At 46.0% G+C, this 15,186-nt stretch carries 19 protein-coding genes; 10 read left to right on the top strand and 9 right to left on the bottom strand.

The features are described 5' to 3' along the window. Window positions 1–3: 3 nt before the first annotated feature. The 3 genes from kapB to AC1DN5_RS15325 form a co-directional block, all read right to left on the bottom strand. Window positions 4–390, bottom strand: a complete 387-nt coding sequence (kapB, locus tag AC1DN5_RS15335; protein WP_016938136.1) for a kinase-associated lipoprotein KapB — start codon at window positions 388–390, stop codon at window positions 4–6. Window positions 391–435: 45 nt separating this feature from the next. Then, on the bottom strand, window positions 436–1,719 hold the full coding sequence (locus AC1DN5_RS15330; protein WP_366969715.1) for a HAMP domain-containing sensor histidine kinase: 1,284 nt from the start codon (window positions 1,717–1,719) through the stop codon (window positions 436–438). A gap of 119 nt (window positions 1,720–1,838) precedes the next feature. Further along, on the bottom strand, window positions 1,839–3,005 hold the full coding sequence (locus AC1DN5_RS15325; RefSeq protein ID WP_366969714.1) for a MalY/PatB family protein: 1,167 nt from the start codon (window positions 3,003–3,005) through the stop codon (window positions 1,839–1,841). A gap of 86 nt (window positions 3,006–3,091) precedes the next feature. Here AC1DN5_RS15325 and AC1DN5_RS15320 point away from each other — a divergent pair, with 86 nt between their 5' ends. Then, entirely contained in the window at window positions 3,092–3,352 is a 261-nt protein-coding gene (locus AC1DN5_RS15320) for a DUF1871 family protein (protein WP_045925833.1), read from the top strand. A gap of 23 nt (window positions 3,353–3,375) precedes the next feature. Here AC1DN5_RS15320 and AC1DN5_RS15315 read toward each other — a convergent pair whose 3' ends face one another. Beyond that, complete coding sequence (locus AC1DN5_RS15315) at window positions 3,376–4,197, bottom strand: alpha/beta fold hydrolase (RefSeq protein ID WP_366969713.1); 822 nt, start codon at window positions 4,195–4,197, stop codon at window positions 3,376–3,378. A gap of 151 nt (window positions 4,198–4,348) precedes the next feature. Here AC1DN5_RS15315 and AC1DN5_RS15310 point away from each other — a divergent pair, with 151 nt between their 5' ends. From AC1DN5_RS15310 to yugI, 3 genes are all read left to right on the top strand, one after another. Then, the gene (locus tag AC1DN5_RS15310; RefSeq protein WP_016938141.1) at window positions 4,349–4,849 is read left to right on the top strand and encodes an Lrp/AsnC family transcriptional regulator; all 501 of its coding nucleotides are present in this window, start codon (window positions 4,349–4,351) and stop codon (window positions 4,847–4,849) included. Further along, window positions 4,850–6,019, top strand: coding sequence for an aminotransferase (locus AC1DN5_RS15305; RefSeq protein ID WP_045925831.1), 1,170 nt, complete (start codon window positions 4,850–4,852; stop codon window positions 6,017–6,019). 197 nt (window positions 6,020–6,216) lie between these two features. Further along, window positions 6,217–6,609, top strand: coding sequence for a S1 domain-containing post-transcriptional regulator GSP13 (gene yugI / locus AC1DN5_RS15300; RefSeq protein ID WP_003152102.1), 393 nt, complete (start codon window positions 6,217–6,219; stop codon window positions 6,607–6,609). 47 nt (window positions 6,610–6,656) lie between these two features. Here yugI and AC1DN5_RS15295 read toward each other — a convergent pair whose 3' ends face one another. Next, window positions 6,657–6,893 carry a DUF378 domain-containing protein gene (locus tag AC1DN5_RS15295; RefSeq protein ID WP_003152104.1) on the bottom strand — a complete coding sequence of 79 codons (237 nt, stop codon included), beginning with the start codon at window positions 6,891–6,893 and terminating at the stop codon, window positions 6,657–6,659. Window positions 6,894–7,124: 231 nt separating this feature from the next. On the opposite strand from AC1DN5_RS15295, the gene AC1DN5_RS15290 reads away from it, so the two are divergent. Next, on the top strand, window positions 7,125–8,288 hold the full coding sequence (locus tag AC1DN5_RS15290; protein WP_366969712.1) for an iron-containing alcohol dehydrogenase: 1,164 nt from the start codon (window positions 7,125–7,127) through the stop codon (window positions 8,286–8,288). Between the two features lie 87 nt (window positions 8,289–8,375). Beyond that, on the top strand, window positions 8,376–9,548 hold the full coding sequence (locus AC1DN5_RS15285; RefSeq protein ID WP_327814431.1) for an iron-containing alcohol dehydrogenase: 1,173 nt from the start codon (window positions 8,376–8,378) through the stop codon (window positions 9,546–9,548). Between the two features lie 126 nt (window positions 9,549–9,674). Here the strand turns inward: AC1DN5_RS15285 and ycaC are convergent, their stop codons facing one another. After that, on the bottom strand, window positions 9,675–10,319 hold the full coding sequence (ycaC, locus tag AC1DN5_RS15280) for an isochorismate family cysteine hydrolase YcaC (RefSeq protein ID WP_045925828.1): 645 nt from the start codon (window positions 10,317–10,319) through the stop codon (window positions 9,675–9,677). A 103-nt stretch (window positions 10,320–10,422) separates the two neighbouring features. Continuing rightward, the gene (locus AC1DN5_RS15275) at window positions 10,423–10,989 is read right to left on the bottom strand and encodes an NADPH-dependent FMN reductase (protein ID WP_049627251.1); all 567 of its coding nucleotides are present in this window, start codon (window positions 10,987–10,989) and stop codon (window positions 10,423–10,425) included. 329 nt (window positions 10,990–11,318) lie between these two features. Here AC1DN5_RS15275 and AC1DN5_RS15270 point away from each other — a divergent pair, with 329 nt between their 5' ends. The 3 genes from AC1DN5_RS15270 to AC1DN5_RS15260 are packed head-to-tail and all read left to right on the top strand — an operon-like array spanning window position 11,319 to window position 13,515. Next, window positions 11,319–12,671, top strand: a complete 1,353-nt coding sequence (locus AC1DN5_RS15270) for a glucose-6-phosphate isomerase (protein ID WP_016938147.1) — start codon at window positions 11,319–11,321, stop codon at window positions 12,669–12,671. An 18-nt stretch (window positions 12,672–12,689) separates the two neighbouring features. Continuing rightward, window positions 12,690–13,088 carry a transporter gene (locus AC1DN5_RS15265; RefSeq protein WP_366969711.1) on the top strand — a complete coding sequence of 133 codons (399 nt, stop codon included), beginning with the start codon at window positions 12,690–12,692 and terminating at the stop codon, window positions 13,086–13,088. A 22-nt stretch (window positions 13,089–13,110) separates the two neighbouring features. Beyond that, window positions 13,111–13,515 carry a YugN-like family protein gene (locus tag AC1DN5_RS15260; RefSeq protein ID WP_366969710.1) on the top strand — a complete coding sequence of 135 codons (405 nt, stop codon included), beginning with the start codon at window positions 13,111–13,113 and terminating at the stop codon, window positions 13,513–13,515. Here the strand turns inward: AC1DN5_RS15260 and AC1DN5_RS15255 are convergent. Further along, window positions 13,512–14,498, bottom strand: a complete 987-nt coding sequence (locus AC1DN5_RS15255) for a potassium channel family protein (protein ID WP_366969709.1) — start codon at window positions 14,496–14,498, stop codon at window positions 13,512–13,514. The genes AC1DN5_RS15260 and AC1DN5_RS15255 overlap by 4 nt on opposite strands. Then, window positions 14,495–14,749 carry a protein mistic gene (locus tag AC1DN5_RS15250; RefSeq protein ID WP_366969708.1) on the bottom strand — a complete coding sequence of 85 codons (255 nt, stop codon included), beginning with the start codon at window positions 14,747–14,749 and terminating at the stop codon, window positions 14,495–14,497. Before AC1DN5_RS15250 ends, AC1DN5_RS15255 begins: the two co-directional genes overlap by 4 nt. Before the next feature lie 132 nt (window positions 14,750–14,881). On the opposite strand from AC1DN5_RS15250, the gene AC1DN5_RS15245 reads away from it, so the two are divergent. Next, window positions 14,882–15,145 carry a YuzI family membrane protein gene (locus AC1DN5_RS15245; RefSeq protein ID WP_045925825.1) on the top strand — a complete coding sequence of 88 codons (264 nt, stop codon included), beginning with the start codon at window positions 14,882–14,884 and terminating at the stop codon, window positions 15,143–15,145. The last annotated feature ends 41 nt before the right edge of the window (window positions 15,146–15,186 follow it).

Genomic DNA, 15,186 nt, shown 5'->3' with positions numbered 1-15,186 from the left:
GGGTCATAGTCTTTTAAAATAGTCGCGCTCTAACACGGCCAAGTTGGCGAGCGAACGTTCCGCCCATTCTGAGCCGTCCGCTGTGAGCTGATCTTTCAGCCGGGCAGCCGCCGCTTGTAAGGAAGCCGTATAATCAGGAACTTCGCCTTCAAACGGTTTGACCATATGATGCGGTATGTTTGTCTGTTCTCCGAATGCCAGCGCTCTTCTTTCATGAAAAAACGGAACATCCGCCTGCTTCGGATGATGAAGATCTCCTTGAGCGGGATGCGTCAGAACGGCTTTAATTTTTACTAAATAGTGATTGGGCCTGACGTCTGTCACTTCCCCTATGTATACTCCTGTTTTATAAAACCCTTTTACGATTGTGCCGATTTCAAATGAATTCATTGCGTTCACCTCTCTGTTTATTCTATATAAGATCAACGCGATTGGCTAGAGAACAGCTGCCGGAAGCCTGACAGAGGCCGTGGTGCCCGAGTGCTCTCCGCTGGTGAAATAGACGGAGCCTTCATGATGCTGAATAATGGAGAATGTCACAGTAAGCCCAAGTCCGGTGCCGTTAGTCTTCAGCGTATAATACGGCTTGCCGAGTTTTTGAAGTTCTTCGTCGGACATGCCGATCCCATTATCCGTAATCTGAATGAGAATCATCTGTTCCTGTTTTTGGACGGAGACCTCGATATGGCCGTTTTCAGAAGGCACGGCTTCAATACTGTTTTTAATCAGATTAATGAAGGCTTGTTTCAGTTTTTTCACATCCCCGAACACATATAAATCCGGCTCGCTTCGAACAGTAACGGTCACCGATTTAAAATTGGCGTATGACTCCATTAAGGAACCAGTTTCCTTCACAAGCAGAGAAATATCAAACTTTTCTTTTTCATAATCATCCTGCTTCGCCATATCCAGATAATTCGTTATGATCGTCTGAGCCCGGTCAAGTTCGGACAGCACAAGCTTCTGATACCCGGCGTGTGATTTTTCCTGAAGCTGATCGCCGCTGAACAGCAGCTGCACGAAACCTCTGACGACCGTGAGCGGATTGCGGACTTCGTGTGCGACGCTTGCCGCAAGTTCGCTGACGACAGCCATTTTCTCTGAGTGAATCAGCCTTGCCCGCATGGACGCATTCTCATCAATGATTTCAATCAAATAAATGCACAGCACAAGAGCGCTGATCTGAAAAAAAACGGATACTCCCGCCTCATAATATACGGAAGATAGATTTTGAAAGTTGAAAATATTGGTCACGGAATAGATGAAGACAGATGCGGTTAATAAGGCGGCTTCAGTACAGCCGATGAGAAGAGCGAAAATCAGTTTCTTCCGCTTTGAAAAAAAGGGCCATTTCGTTTGGAGCTGGATAGAGATGATGATTAAAAAAGGAATTAAGGATAAGAAAAAAAGAGCGGAAGGTTCAAACCATATGAGCTGGAACAAAACAGACGCTGCTCCTGCGGCAAGTCCTGCGGCAGTTCCGGAATAAAGCAGGCAGACGATAATGGGAATCAGCTGCAATCCGTAACGGACGGAATGAAGCTCCTGGATGGGAAAAGCCGTACATAATAATGAAGATGCCGCTGCAAATACGGCGACCAGCAGGCGGTTCGCTCTCGGCACAAGCAAATCGGGCTTGCTGAGCCAGAAGACTTGATAGAGAAAAATAGGAAATAAAAGAAAAGAGAAGTGAAGCAGATAATCCTTTACAATCTCCATTTATGCGAAATCCTTTCTTATGTAAATATGAACCTATTATAACATCTTTACCGGCAAAAAAAGTATATATTTCTCTAAAGAGAACGCCCTCATCTCTTCTGATAAAGGCGTCCTTTACATTATGAAGCAAGCGCTGCTTTGATTCTCTCAAGCCCTTCTTTTACAGCTGCGGCTGAACAGCCGACATTGAGTCTCATAAATCCTTCGCCGCCCGGCCCGTATTTCGTTCCCGGTTCTAAAATGATTTTCCCTTTTTTGAGCATTCTTTTTTTGAGCTCGGCGTCTGAAAATCCGTATTCGCTGAAATCCATCCAGATCAAATAGGAAGCATCAGGCTTCATCATGCGGACTTTCGGCAATTCTTTTTTAAAAAAGTCCTCAGCTAATTTCATATTTCCCTCAATGTAAGGAATCAGCGCGTCAAGCCAAGGGCCTCCCTTTGTATAAGCCGCTTCGATTGCTGCAACCGCAAATGTGTTGAGATTGGAGATCCCGTTCCGATGCAATGCCGCGGAGAATTTCGCCCGCTTATACCGATCAGGAATGATAATGGCCGATGCCTGAAGGCCGGCAATATTAAACGTCTTGCTCGGCGCGACACAAGTAACGGAAATCCGCGCAAAATCCTCAGACAGAGAAGCAAAAGGCGTGTGCGGTTTTCCGTACAGCATCAAGTCGGAGTGAATCTCGTCAGAAACGACGGTGACGTTATGGGCGGCGCACAGTGATCCGAGCTTCAAAAGCTCATCCCGGCTCCACGCTCTGCCGGACGGATTGTGCGGATTACAGAGAATCATCAGCTTAACTCCTGAATCGCTCAGCTTTTTCTCAAGGTCCTCAAAATCCATGCGGTAGATTCCATTTTCTTCCCGTAAAGGATTATGTAAAACCTGCCGTTTGTTTTCTTCGATCATCTGATAAAAAGGCGTATATACCGGTGACTGGATCAAAACCTCATCTCCCGGTTCGGTAAAGGCCTGGACGGCCATGCTGAGCGCCGTCACAACTCCGGGGCTGAACGTGATGCTTGCGGGATCTGGCCGGTAGCCGTGCCGTGTATCAAGCCATGAAGCGACGGCTTCTTTTGTGTTTTCATCAGGAGACGTATAACCGAATATGCCATGGTCAAGACGGGCTTTTAATGCGTCTGTGACTGCTTCGGGAGCGCGGAAATCCATATCGGCCACCCACATCGGAAGTGCGTCCGATACGCCGAATAACGCTTCCGCCTTGTCCCATTTCACCGATTGAGTGCCAAAGCGGTTTTCTCGAAGGTCAAAGTTCATGTATGTCACTCCTGTTGTATCATTATTTTTCACATCGTATCTATGATAAAATAGATTTTCAAACTTTATTATAAGCGGTGATGAAAATGGAAGAAAGCCAAGCGGTCATGGAAATGATGAAAATCATTGCCAAGTGGGACCCGTTTAAATATGGAGAAGAATTTTATGAGACAGAAGCTGTCGATATCGTTCAGGCCGTATATCGTGAAGACAGCGCCGGCAAGCTGGCAGAAGCCATACAGGACATCTTTGAAGTTTCATTTGAACAAAAGCTTCCGATCGAAGACTGTCAAAAGGCCGCCGCGCAGCTTCTGCTCATAAAAGAAAGCAGCTCCTGCACCCCTTAAAACCGGCGGAAACGCCGGTTTTTTTATTGGACAAATTCAAAAATCCGCTTCGAAACAAACTCAGGACGCTCTTCGGGGACGAGGTGCCCCGTATCTTTAAGCGAATATAAAATAGAATCCGGCAGGTCGTGATGAAGCCGTTTTCCAACTGAAACCGGCACGACCCGGTCTTCTTCCCCCCATATTAAGAGCGCGGGGTTTTGTATTTTCTTCAAATCCTCGGAGTCCAAATCGCCCTCCCTGTGTCTGATGAACCTTGTCATCGCTTTGAAAATCTGGCGGTCTGTAAATGGTTTTTCATAGCCGTCAATCATTTCCTGGTCGATAAGCGTCCGGTCGTGCACGACATTTAACAGGTTTTTCAGCACGCCGTCTTTTGAAAGCCAATACTTAAGATACAGGTCAAAACAAGGGAGGTGCGTTCCGACTATAATCGACGGATGCGAGCGTTTTAAATACCCCGAGCTGCACAGCAGGACGATTTTAGTAAAAAGCTCGGGTTTAAGCAAAGACGCGGATAAGGAAATCTGGCCGCCCATCGAATGGCCGACGAGCGCGGCCCGGCTGATATTGAGCTTTTCCAAAAGTCCGATCAGAAGCTTGGCGAGGTTTGCATAAGTGTATACGAACGTCCGTGACTTTTCCGATTGTCCGAAAGGAGGCAGGTCAACGGCGATAATATCATAATGGTTTCTGAGCAGCGGAATCAGTTTTCTGAAGCTGAAAGCCGAAGATAAAAAACCGTGTACGCAGACGAGCGTCTGTCTGCCGGGATTCTCATAATGCTCGTAATACAGCTCAACTCCGTGTATCGCGGCCCGTTTAATCGGTGAAACAGCTTCCATGAGCGTCTTCTCCGTCCTTTCTGTGTTGTAGTGTAATGGCTTTTTAATTGTCAGATTTTAGCTCTGGTTTCTTGCGGGTTTTTCTTAGCATTTGTCGAAAATCATGATATAATGTCATGAAGATTTTTGATTAAGCAAAGGTGTGAAACGTATGAAGCTGACCGAAAAAGAAACAGAAATATTAGAAATTTTAGACGAAAACAGCCGCGTTGATGCGGAAACGATCGCCAAAATGGCGAACATTCCCGCTGATGAAGTCAAAAGCATCATTGAAAAGCTTGAAAAGGAAAAAGTCATCATTGATTATGCGGCGATGATCGACTGGCGCAAAGTTGACGGGCTGGAAGGCGTCACGGCGATGATTGACGTAAAAGTCACTCCGAAACGAAATGTCGGCTTTGATGAAGTTGCTGAACGGATATACAGATTCCAGGAAGTCGAATCAGTGTACCTGATGTCAGGGGTGTATGACTTATCTGTCGTCATCCGCGGCAATACGATGTCAGACGTGGCGAGCTTCGTTTCTGAAAAACTGTCCACCCTTGAGTCTGTCGTTTCCACGACAACGCACTTCATCCTGAAAAAATATAAGCATGACGGCAAAGTCTTTGAAAGCGGAGACGATGACAAAAGAATCGTGGTGTCTCCGTAAATGGAAACGAAGACTTCTTATTTATCGGATTATGTGCAGCAGATTAAACCGTCAGGCATCCGCAAATTCTTTGATCTGGCCGCTACGATGGAAGGCGTCATTTCACTGGGAGTGGGAGAGCCTGACTTTGTGACGGCTTGGAACGTGAGGGAAGCGAGTATTCTTTCTTTAGAACAGGGCTACACGGCTTATACCGCAAATGCGGGTCTTTATGAATTGAGAGAAGAGATCAGCCGCTATTTAGATCAGCGGTTCGGCCTGAATTATTCGCCTGACAGTGAACTGATTGTTACGGTAGGGGCAAGCCAGGCGCTTGATCTCGCTGTCCGCGCCATTATGAATCCCGGAGAGGAAATGTTAATTCCCGAACCGTGTTTTGTCGCATATGAATCACTCGTGACGCTGACGGGGGCGAAGCCGGTGCCGATTCAGACTGTCGCTGCAAAAGGTTTCAAAGCATCCCCGGCCGATTTTGAAGCGGCCCTGACGGACAAAACGAAAGCGCTGCTTCTTTGCTCGCCGTCAAACCCGACCGGTTCCGTCTATTCGAAAGAAGAACTTGAATCGATCGCTGCCTTCGCTGAAAAACATGACTTGATTGTGCTTGCCGATGAAATTTATGCCGAGCTGACGTATGATGAGCCATTCACGAGCATGGGGGCCATCCGCGGCATGAAGGAGCGGACGATTCTGATTTCAGGGTTCTCCAAAGCATTTGCCATGACGGGATGGAGACTCGGATTTACGGCGGCGCCTCCCGTAATCAGAGATGCCATGCTCAAAATTCATCAGCACGCGATGATGTGCGCGCCTTCTATGGCGCAGTACGCAGCGCTTGAAGGTTTGAAAAACGGTCAGGAAGACGTCGAACGAATGAAAAAAAGCTATCGGAGACGCCGAAATCTGATTGTGGAAACATTGAACGAAATCGGACTCGGCTGCCACCATCCCGGCGGAGCGTTTTACGCTTTTCCTTCCATTCAATCGACAGGCATGAGTTCAGAAGAGTTCGCGGAACAGCTGCTTCTTGAAGAAAAAGTAGCCGTCGTTCCGGGGAATGTATTCGGCCCGAGCGGCGAAGGGTACATCAGATGCTCCTATGCAACATCTATTGAGCAGATTCAGGAAGCGCTCGTCAGAATCAAACGGTTTGTTGAAAAAAGGGCATAAAAAAAGATACGAACCCGGTTCGCATCCAAATAAAAGGGGGGGAATACTAGAAAGCCTTCGTAATCATAGTATACCCACCTTTTTCTGTGCTTAAACATCATCATACAAAAAAGTTCCCTTTGCGAAAAACAAACTTGTATGATATAATTTTAAATTGCGTATAAACTGTATTTAATTTAACTTAGGAGTTGTTATGAATGGCAGCAAAATTTGAAGTGGGCAGTGTTTACACTGGTAAAGTAACAGGATTACAAGCGTATGGTGCGTTTGTTGCATTAGATGAAGAAACTCAAGGACTTGTTCACATTTCTGAAGTCACTCACGGTTTCGTAAAAGACATTAACGAGCACCTTTCTATCGGTGACGAAGTACAAGTAAAAGTTCTTGCAGTTGACGAAGAAAAAGGTAAAATCAGCCTTTCTATCCGTGCGACTCAAGCAGCGCCTGAAAGAAAAGAAAGCAAGCCAAGAAAACCGAAAGCGGCTCAAGTTTCTGAAGAAACATCTGCTCCGCAAGGTTTCAACACACTGAAAGATAAGCTTGAAGAGTGGATCGAACAGTCTAACCGCAAAGACCTTATCAAAAAATAAGCATCAAAAAAAGCACCGGATATGTATGTTCGGTGCTTTTTTTATGTTTATCTGACTTCTGGATTTGCCGCTTCCTCGCGGGATGTTTCTTCGTTCGGCTTAAACAGCAGGCCGAGATTGATGAGACCGGCGATGCCGACAAGGCCGTAAATAATCCGCGACAGAGCTGATCCTTGGCCGCCGAAGATGGCTGCTACTAAATCAAATTGGAAAAATCCGATCAGTCCCCAGTTAATCGCGCCGATAATTGTTAAAACGAGACAGATACGCTGAATAACACTCATGTAAACAACCTCCTCTATGAATTCGTGAAACAGTTATAGATTGTGACAAAGCAAAGAAACTATGCATGTTTCATTCTCCGCCGTGTAAAAACACACACTGTCTCATGCTGTACCAGTGCCTTTCCCGTGAACCCGCTGTCATGAAACTGTGTGATGTGCCGTCAAAAAAGCGGATTGCTTTACATTGAACGTCAACTTTCTGCATAATATAAATCCAAAGGAGGAGATGTCATGCAAAACTTTACATATTGGAATCCGACAAAATTGATTTTCGGAAAGGGAGAGGTTGAAAAGCTTCCAGAAGAAATCAAGCCGTACGGAAAAAACGTGCTGCTCGTATACGGAGGCGGCAGCATTAAGCGCAGCGGTCTTTATGATCAAGTAACCGAGCTGCTGAAAAAAGCAGGAGTTACGGTACATGAATTGGCAGGCGTAGAGCCGAATCCGCGTGTCTCAACGGTGAACAAAGGTGTTGCGCTCTGTAAAGAAAACAACATCGATTTCTTATTGGCCGTCGGCGGCGGAAGTGTCATTGACTGCACGAAAGCCATCGCCGTGGGCGCTAAATATGATGGTGATGCGTGGGATATCGTCACGAAAAAACACCAGCCGAAAGAAGCGCTGCCGTTCGGAACAGTGCTGACACTTGCGGCGACCGGTTCGGAAATGAACGCCGGATCAGTGATCACAAACTGGGAGACACAGGAGAAATACGGATGGGGAAGCCCGCTCGTTTATCCTAAATTCTCTATTCTTGATCCGGTAAACACATTTACCGTTCCGAAAGACCACACCATTTACGGCATGGTCGATATGATGAGCCATGTGTTTGAACAATATTTCCACCACACGTCAAACACGCCGTATCAGGACCGGATGTGTGAATCACTTCTGCGCACGGTGATTGAAACAGCGCCGAAGCTGATCAATGATCTGGAGAACTATGAGCTTCGTGAGACCATTTTATATACAGGCACCATCGCATTAAACGGAATGCTGTCAATGGGCGCAAGAGGGGATTGGGCTACACACAACATCGAGCATGCGGTGTCAGCGGTGTACGATATCCCGCACGCCGGAGGTTTGGCGATCCTGTTCCCGAACTGGATGAGACATGTGCTCAAAGAAAATCCGGCCCGCTTTAAGCAGCTTGCCGTCCGTGTTTTTGATATTGACGAGGCAGGCAGATCAGATGAAGAGATCGCGCTTGAAGGGATCAGCAAGCTGTCTGCTTTCTGGACGAGCCTCGGCGCTCCGAACAGACTCGCTGATTATGATATTTCAGATGAAAAGCTGGATACGATTGCAGATAAAGCGATGGCAAACGGTGCATTCGGACAGTTCAAATCACTTCAGAAAGAAGATGTGCTTGCGATACTGAAGGCATCATTGTAATAGAATAAAGGGGGCGGCCGAACTGGCAGCTCCTTTTTTTCTGTGTTATAGTAATTCCCTTACGATTTTTTTTGGAGGTTATGATAAATGGAGAACTTTACGTACTACAATCCGACGAAACTGATTTTCGGAAAAGGTCAAATCGACCAATTGAAAAAAGAGCTGAAACAATACGGGAAAAACGTGCTGCTTGTATACGGAGGCGGCAGCATTAAGCGAAACGGCCTGTATGACCAAGTAACAGGCATCTTAAAAGAAGAAGGCGCAGCCGTTTATGAGCTTGCGGGCGTTGAACCGAATCCGCGTCTGGCAACGGTGAATAAAGGAATTGAGCTGTGCAGACAGCATGAAATTGATTTTCTTCTTGCAGTCGGCGGCGGAAGCGTCATCGACTGTACAAAAGCGATTGCGGCCGGAGCGAAGTATGACGGAGACGCATGGGACATTTACAGCAAAAAAGTAACGGCACAGGACGCGCTTCCGTTCGGCACGGTGCTGACGCTTGCGGCGACAGGCTCTGAAATGAACCCTGATTCCGTTATCACAAATTGGGAAACGAATGAAAAATACGTATGGGGCAGCAATGTCACTCATCCGCGTTTCTCTATTTTAGACCCTGAGAATACATTCAGCGTTCCGGAAAACCAAACCGTTTACGGCATGGTGGATATGATGAGCCACGTATTCGAACAATACTTCCACAATGTTGAAAATACGCCGCTTCAGGACAGAATGTGCTTTGCGGTCCTTCAGACGGTGATTGAAACAGCGCCGAAACTTTTGGAAGACCTCGGGAATTACAAGCATCGCGAAACGATTTTATACGCGGGTACGATCGCTTTAAACGGCACGCTGCAAATGGGCTATTTCGGCGATTGGGCTTCCCACACGATGGAGCACGCCGTATCAGCGGTTTATGACATCCCTCACGCGGGAGGACTTGCGATTCTGTTCCCGAATTGGATGAGATACACGCTTGATACAAATGTAGACCGTTTTAAAAACCTCATGCTCAACATGTTTGACATTGATACCGAAGGCAAAACAGATAAAGAAATTGCTTTAGAAGGAATCGATAAGTTATCAGCGTTCTGGTCAAGCCTCGGCGCGCCGTCCCGTCTTGCGGATTATGACATCGGCGAAGACAAGCTTGAGCTGATCGCAGATATCGCCGCAAAAGAAATGGAACACGGCGGATTCGGCAATTTCCAAAAACTGAACAAAGATGACGTGCTTGCCATCCTGAAGGCGTCTCTGTAAGATCACATCCTGCAGATCTATCGGATTTTCTATGAGTGAATCAGGAGCAAGTGAAACACTCCTTGCACTGAAACAACTATGGAAAGTAAGAATAAAAAAGAGCGCTGATTAAATCAGCGCTCTTTTTTATGCATTCTGTGTACTAAGATCTCGCTGCGCCCCCATATAGCTCCCCATTAAGTTTTGGTAACCAGGAAGATGACTGGAAATTAATGCGCCAAACCCTTCAACATCGTTGCGCCAATCACGTTGTAACTCGCATGCTACACTAAACCAGTTCATAAGCTGTGCGCCCCCATGAGCCATACGGGTTAATGATGCATCTGCTACTTGCTTACTGAATGTTCCCGAAGCATCTGTCACAACAAACACTTCGTAACCTGCTTTGATTGCGGAAAGTGCAGGAAACGCAACGCAGACATCTGTAACTACACCTGCGATAATAAGTTGTTTTTTTCCAGTCGCTTTAATGGCTTTCACAAAATCTTCGTTATCCCATGCATTAATTTGTCCTGGACGCGCTATTTTTGGTGCATCAGGAAAGAGATCCGTCAATTCCTGCATGAGTGGGCCATTAGGTCCGTTTTCGAAACTCGTTGTTAAAATAACCGGTAAATCAAAGAATTTAGCCGTATCGCCAAGAGCCAATACATTATTCTTAAATTCATCAACACCATAGTCACGTACTAGACCGGAAATAAGGCCGGTTTGATGATCCACCAAAAGAACAGCAGCATCATCTTTTGAAAGACGGGAATAAAGATCAGACATTTTATCATCCTCCTTAAATTCATTAAGTAAGTTTGTCAAAGGCATCTAAGAATTATGTAGAAAGCTTCTGAGGTGACTTTTAGTGAGGGTTATGATCCTTCTATTAATCTAGAACGGGAACCGGAGCATGATCAATCCAATGGATGAACTGTTGTAAATAGCGTTGAAGATAACGGTTTGTTTGTTCATCCGTAAGTATATTTTGAGTGGAATCAATTTTCTTATGGACTTGCGAAATCAGCATTTTTTGAAAGGGCAGCACATTGACTTGCATAGCTTCGAGTACTTCTCTCATTTGCATTTGGCTAAAGGCAGTACCGAACCCTCCGGGGGTTGCTCCGATTAAGCCAACCGGTTTTCTGTTGAACACAGAAGAGGTCCGAGGCCTCGATGCCCAGTCCAATGCATTTTTTAATACCCCCGGCATTCCGGAATTGTACTCTGGACTTACAATGATGACGCCGTCAACGTCTTGTATATCTGCTCTAAAGGATGTTACGGATTCTGGCGCTCCGGCCATTTCTAAATCTTCGTTAAAAAAAGGAAGACGGTCTATTTCAATCCAACGAAATTGCGCCGAATGATCCAAGTCAATCAATGATTGAGCAATTGCTCGATTATACGAGTTTTTTCGTAAACTTCCACAAATAAGACCAATGGTTTTAGTCATAAAGTCACCTCCCGGTTTGAAATTATTTTCATCTTAACATGATAACCCAAATATAGACACTATTTTTAAAAATGGAAGTATTTGATTTATCGTGCGTGCATTCACCTTTACTGCATTTTTCGTCATCTGATTAGTGATCCTTCTCACCATGCATACAAATATAACGTTCTGTACAATACCTATCTCAAAACCGAGATATTGTATGAAAAAATGAATGCGTCTTTAGCGCAAATCCCGTACCCGTCAGGCCTTCTTCATGACTTGATTTAGAGGTAGAGTTCATATAAAGTGGAAGAGAAAACAATTCACCGTGATGGAGGGACAAGCAAATGACGCATGTACGCTTTGATTACTCAAGAGCGTTACCTTTTTTCAATGAACATGAACTTACATACGCACGTGATTTCGTAAAAACGGCACACCATAATATCCATGAAAAAACAGGCGCCGGAAGCGACTTTTTAGGCTGGGTGGACCTCCCTGAAAACTACGATAAAGAAGAATTTGCGCGCATTAAAAAAAGCGCTGAAAAAATCAAATCAGATTCAGACGTGCTTCTCGTCGTCGGAATCGGCGGTTCATACTTAGGCGCCCGCGCGGCGATTGAAGCGCTCAACCATTCTTTCTATAACGTCTTGCCGAAAGATAAACGCAAAAACCCTCAAGTCATCTTTATCGGCAACAATATCAGCTCAACTTATATGAAAGACGTTATGGATCTTTTGGAAGACGCTGATTTCTCTATCAATGTCATTTCTAAGTCAGGAACGACGACGGAACCTGCCATCGCTTTCCGGATTTTCCGCAAACTTCTTGAAGAAAAATACGGAAAAGAAGAAGCGAAAGCGCGGATTTACGCGACAACTGACAAAGAGCGCGGCGCTTTAAAAACGCTTTCTAACGAAGAAGGATTCGAATCATTCGTTATTCCTGATGATGTCGGCGGACGTTTCTCCGTTCTGACTGCGGTGGGTCTTCTGCCGATTGCGGTAAGCGGGGCTGATATCGACGAAATGATGAAGGGCGCGTTTGATGCAAGCAAAGACTTTTCCAGCTCGGAATTAGAAGAGAATGCGGCTTACCAATATGCCGTCGTCCGCAACGTTCTGTACAATAAAGGCAGAACCATTGAAATGCTCATTAACTATGAGCCAGCCCTGCAGTACTTTGCAGAATGGTGGAAGCAGCTCTTCGGTGAAAGTGAAGGAAAAGACGAGAAAGGAATTTATCCTTCCTCCGCTAACTTCTCAACAGACCTTCACTCTCTCGGCCAATACGTGCAGGAAGGCAGACGCGATCTGTTTGAAACTGTATTAAACGTAGAAAAACCGAAGCATGAGCTGACAATTGAAGAAGCGGAAAATGATCTCGACGGCTTAAACTACTTAGCCGGCAAAACGGTCGATTTCGTCAATAAAAAAGCGTTCCAAGGTACGATGCTGGCTCATACAGACGGAAAAGTGCCGAACTTAATCGTCAACATTCCGGAGCTTAACGCATATACATTTGGATATCTCGTCTATTTCTTTGAAAAAGCAGTGGCAATGAGCGGTTATCTGCTCGGAGTCAACCCGTTTGATCAGCCGGGTGTTGAAGCCTACAAGGTGAACATGTTCGCGCTTCTCGGCAAACCGGGCTTTGAAGAGAAAAAAGCAGAGCTTGAAAAACGCCTTGAGAAATAAAAAGAATGGCTGGCCCGCATGACGGGTCAGCCTTTTTTAAACCGTGAAAGGTGTGATGATGAATTGACACGGCTCTTATGTAAGCATACCGTCATTTCCTTCTGTTCCGCTGCTATTGTCTTTTTTGCGCTGAACCCGTCCTCTGCTTCCCTCTTACAAACGATCTTTTTTTTCGCTCTTCCCCTCGGCTTGTTTACGGATATGGTCCGGCTGAAACTGAAGATGGGCCGGATGCATTCGCTCATTACGAAGTGCTGTCTGTATGCCGTCGTTTTCCTCATTTCGCCGGATGCCGCTCTCTCCGCAATTGTGACGTATGTTCTGATTGAATGCGCCGTTACCTCTTTTCAGCGTCTGTCTGCTGCTCCTGATTCTTTGCGGAAGCCGTATGAAGATATCGCAGACGGGGGACGCTAAAGACTAAAAGGAGCGTATTTACATGATCAGCATACCATCTTCACTTGAAGGACAGTCTTTTTTACTCCGCGAATTGGAACAGGTGCTGAAACCGATCGGTTATACCATCGGAGGCGGCTGGGAATATGACCGGGGATTCTTTGATTACAAAATTTCCGATCAGGACGGCTATTTGTTTCTCCGTATCCCTGTTGAAGCAAATAAAGGACGCCTTGATGAACGGGGAACGGCCGTTACAATCGGCACACCCTTTTTGCTGAGGCACGTCTATCAGCAGGAAACGGATGATGCAGCAGGGGGCGGAGTTTTTGAATCATTATTCAACCAATTCTCCGAGCCGAAACGCCGGGGTGCGGCAATTGACCGCTCATATATAGATATCGGCATCTCGCTCGTGAAAGAGCTGGAAGATGTCCTGCTGCATTAAAGCGCCAAAAAAAGATCAGTACTGAGCACCTGGTATGACAGAGGAGGGGTCAGCATCGGCCCCTCTTCTTTTTGTATGCCGATAATCGTTGTATTCCGTTTGAGATAATAGCGCGCACAATCATGATAAGAGGAGCCCTTTAATTCCTCGGGGACGGGAATGATGCGAACCTTTTTCTCCAGCGTCAGGTCGGACAGCGTCTGCGGCTTGGCAAGCTGCATCTTGACCCGGTAATGCTCAAACATCACCCGGCTCGACAGGCGTGATGTGCACAGAATCTTATTGGCTCCTGCACGTTCGGCGTTTTTGACATACCGTTCCGTTAAAATTTCCACGATACAATAAACGGACGGATGCAGCCCTTTGATGGCGAGAAGCGTTAATACCGAAAGCATATCAGCTTCGGATTCATTTTTCTGCTGGTCTGCTGTCAGAATGACGGTATCGGCTTCCATAATATTCGCTTTATTGAGCGTGCTGTCATCAGCGGCATGTCCGCGGATGAAATGGACATTTTCAATAAGCGGCCCTTCCCTTAATGAATCATCAATCAGGACGACAGTTTTTGACGGTGCGATGTGCTGCAGTTCTTTCAGCAGCATATGCGACTTCTCATTCCATCCGATAAGAATGACGTGCCCCTTGCCTTTAAAGGCGACCTTCCCTTCGATATAACGGTGCTGTTTGCTGAACACGGCTGAAGAAAGCGTAGCGAAATAGGCGGTCACAAAACTCGCTCCGCTTAATACAAGCACCATGGCGGCAATCTGCCCGAGCGGAGTCTGCGGAACATAATCGCCGTAACCGACCGTGGCTACCGTAATAACCGCCCACCAAACCCCTTCAAACACAGACGTGAATTGCTTCGGTTCAAGCATGTAAATCAATTGGCCGAACAATAAGATCAAGGCGATAATGATCAGTCCGATCCGGATATATAACGGCCATCTCAGCCAGGAAATAAAGATACGGTTTGATTTCATTCGGCCTGCTCCTCTTTCGACAAAGAGATGGACAAAATCTGCTTAATAATGGTGTTTAATTTTTCATTCAGCTGTTCCTGCCCGTATGAGTCACGCGCCTGTTTGATTAAATCGGCCGTCTCCTCTTCAAACTGAATGAGAGGTTCGTCGTTTTCCGATTCATTATAGAGCTGGATGAAGGCGTCAAGCCCCTCATTCATTCTGTCTATCGCATTGCTCAGCTGTTCTTTTTCGCCATTTGTCACTTTCATGATGGATCACACCTGTATCTTTTTTATACAGTATGTCCCAGTTCGTTTGATGTCTTTCAAAAATCAGCGAAAACATATTCACCTTCATTTTTTCATATGATAAAGAAAGCGGACCGAAAAAGGGTGAGTCAGATGACAGTCATTCAAAAACTGCTGGCGGCGCTGGCCGGAGCGCAGCTGCTCGCTTCAGCGGCCGTATTGCTTATTTTCGATTTAAATGGATATGATCATATGTCCGGCAGCTTTTCATGGCTCGCTTTCGCAAAAGGGACTGTCGGCACGTTTCCGTTTTATACCGCAATGGCCGGATGTGTTCTGATTTTGCTCGGAGGATTGATTCCTGTCAGAAAAAAGAAGCGGATTTCTGTACAGGAAAGCGGGCAATCATTAAAATAATATATAAGCAGATCGTACGATATAAGAGAAAAAGGAAGAGG

Source organism: Bacillus sp. 01N42_2 (assembly GCF_056399565.1).
The sequence above is the reverse complement of the archived record's forward strand: the minus strand, read 5'-3'. Positions and strand labels throughout refer to the sequence as shown.

Excerpts from the sequence above, each read along its gene's own strand:
- kapB (WP_016938136.1), bottom strand. The coding sequence starts at position 390 with ATGAATTCATTTGAAATCGGCACAATCGTAAAAGGGTTTTATAAAACA.
- AC1DN5_RS15330 (WP_366969715.1), bottom strand. The coding sequence starts at position 1,719 with ATGGAGATTGTAAAGGATTATCTGCTTCACTTCTCTTTTCTTTTATTT.
- AC1DN5_RS15325 (WP_366969714.1), bottom strand. The coding sequence starts at position 3,005 with ATGAACTTTGACCTTCGAGAAAACCGCTTTGGCACTCAATCGGTGAAA.
- AC1DN5_RS15320 (WP_045925833.1), top strand. The coding sequence starts at position 3,092 with ATGGAAGAAAGCCAAGCGGTCATGGAAATGATGAAAATCATTGCCAAG.
- AC1DN5_RS15315 (WP_366969713.1), bottom strand. The coding sequence starts at position 4,197 with ATGGAAGCTGTTTCACCGATTAAACGGGCCGCGATACACGGAGTTGAG.
- AC1DN5_RS15310 (WP_016938141.1), top strand. The coding sequence starts at position 4,349 with ATGAAGCTGACCGAAAAAGAAACAGAAATATTAGAAATTTTAGACGAA.
- AC1DN5_RS15305 (WP_045925831.1), top strand. The coding sequence starts at position 4,850 with ATGGAAACGAAGACTTCTTATTTATCGGATTATGTGCAGCAGATTAAA.
- yugI (WP_003152102.1), top strand. The coding sequence starts at position 6,217 with ATGGCAGCAAAATTTGAAGTGGGCAGTGTTTACACTGGTAAAGTAACA.
- AC1DN5_RS15295 (WP_003152104.1), bottom strand. The coding sequence starts at position 6,893 with ATGAGTGTTATTCAGCGTATCTGTCTCGTTTTAACAATTATCGGCGCG.
- AC1DN5_RS15290 (WP_366969712.1), top strand. The coding sequence starts at position 7,125 with ATGCAAAACTTTACATATTGGAATCCGACAAAATTGATTTTCGGAAAG.
- AC1DN5_RS15285 (WP_327814431.1), top strand. The coding sequence starts at position 8,376 with ATGGAGAACTTTACGTACTACAATCCGACGAAACTGATTTTCGGAAAA.
- ycaC (WP_045925828.1), bottom strand. The coding sequence starts at position 10,319 with ATGTCTGATCTTTATTCCCGTCTTTCAAAAGATGATGCTGCTGTTCTT.
- AC1DN5_RS15275 (WP_049627251.1), bottom strand. The coding sequence starts at position 10,989 with ATGACTAAAACCATTGGTCTTATTTGTGGAAGTTTACGAAAAAACTCG.
- AC1DN5_RS15270 (WP_016938147.1), top strand. The coding sequence starts at position 11,319 with ATGACGCATGTACGCTTTGATTACTCAAGAGCGTTACCTTTTTTCAAT.
- AC1DN5_RS15265 (WP_366969711.1), top strand. The coding sequence starts at position 12,690 with ATGACGGGTCAGCCTTTTTTAAACCGTGAAAGGTGTGATGATGAATTG.
- AC1DN5_RS15260 (WP_366969710.1), top strand. The coding sequence starts at position 13,111 with ATGATCAGCATACCATCTTCACTTGAAGGACAGTCTTTTTTACTCCGC.
- AC1DN5_RS15255 (WP_366969709.1), bottom strand. The coding sequence starts at position 14,498 with ATGAAATCAAACCGTATCTTTATTTCCTGGCTGAGATGGCCGTTATAT.
- AC1DN5_RS15250 (WP_366969708.1), bottom strand. The coding sequence starts at position 14,749 with ATGAAAGTGACAAATGGCGAAAAAGAACAGCTGAGCAATGCGATAGAC.
- AC1DN5_RS15245 (WP_045925825.1), top strand. The coding sequence starts at position 14,882 with ATGACAGTCATTCAAAAACTGCTGGCGGCGCTGGCCGGAGCGCAGCTG.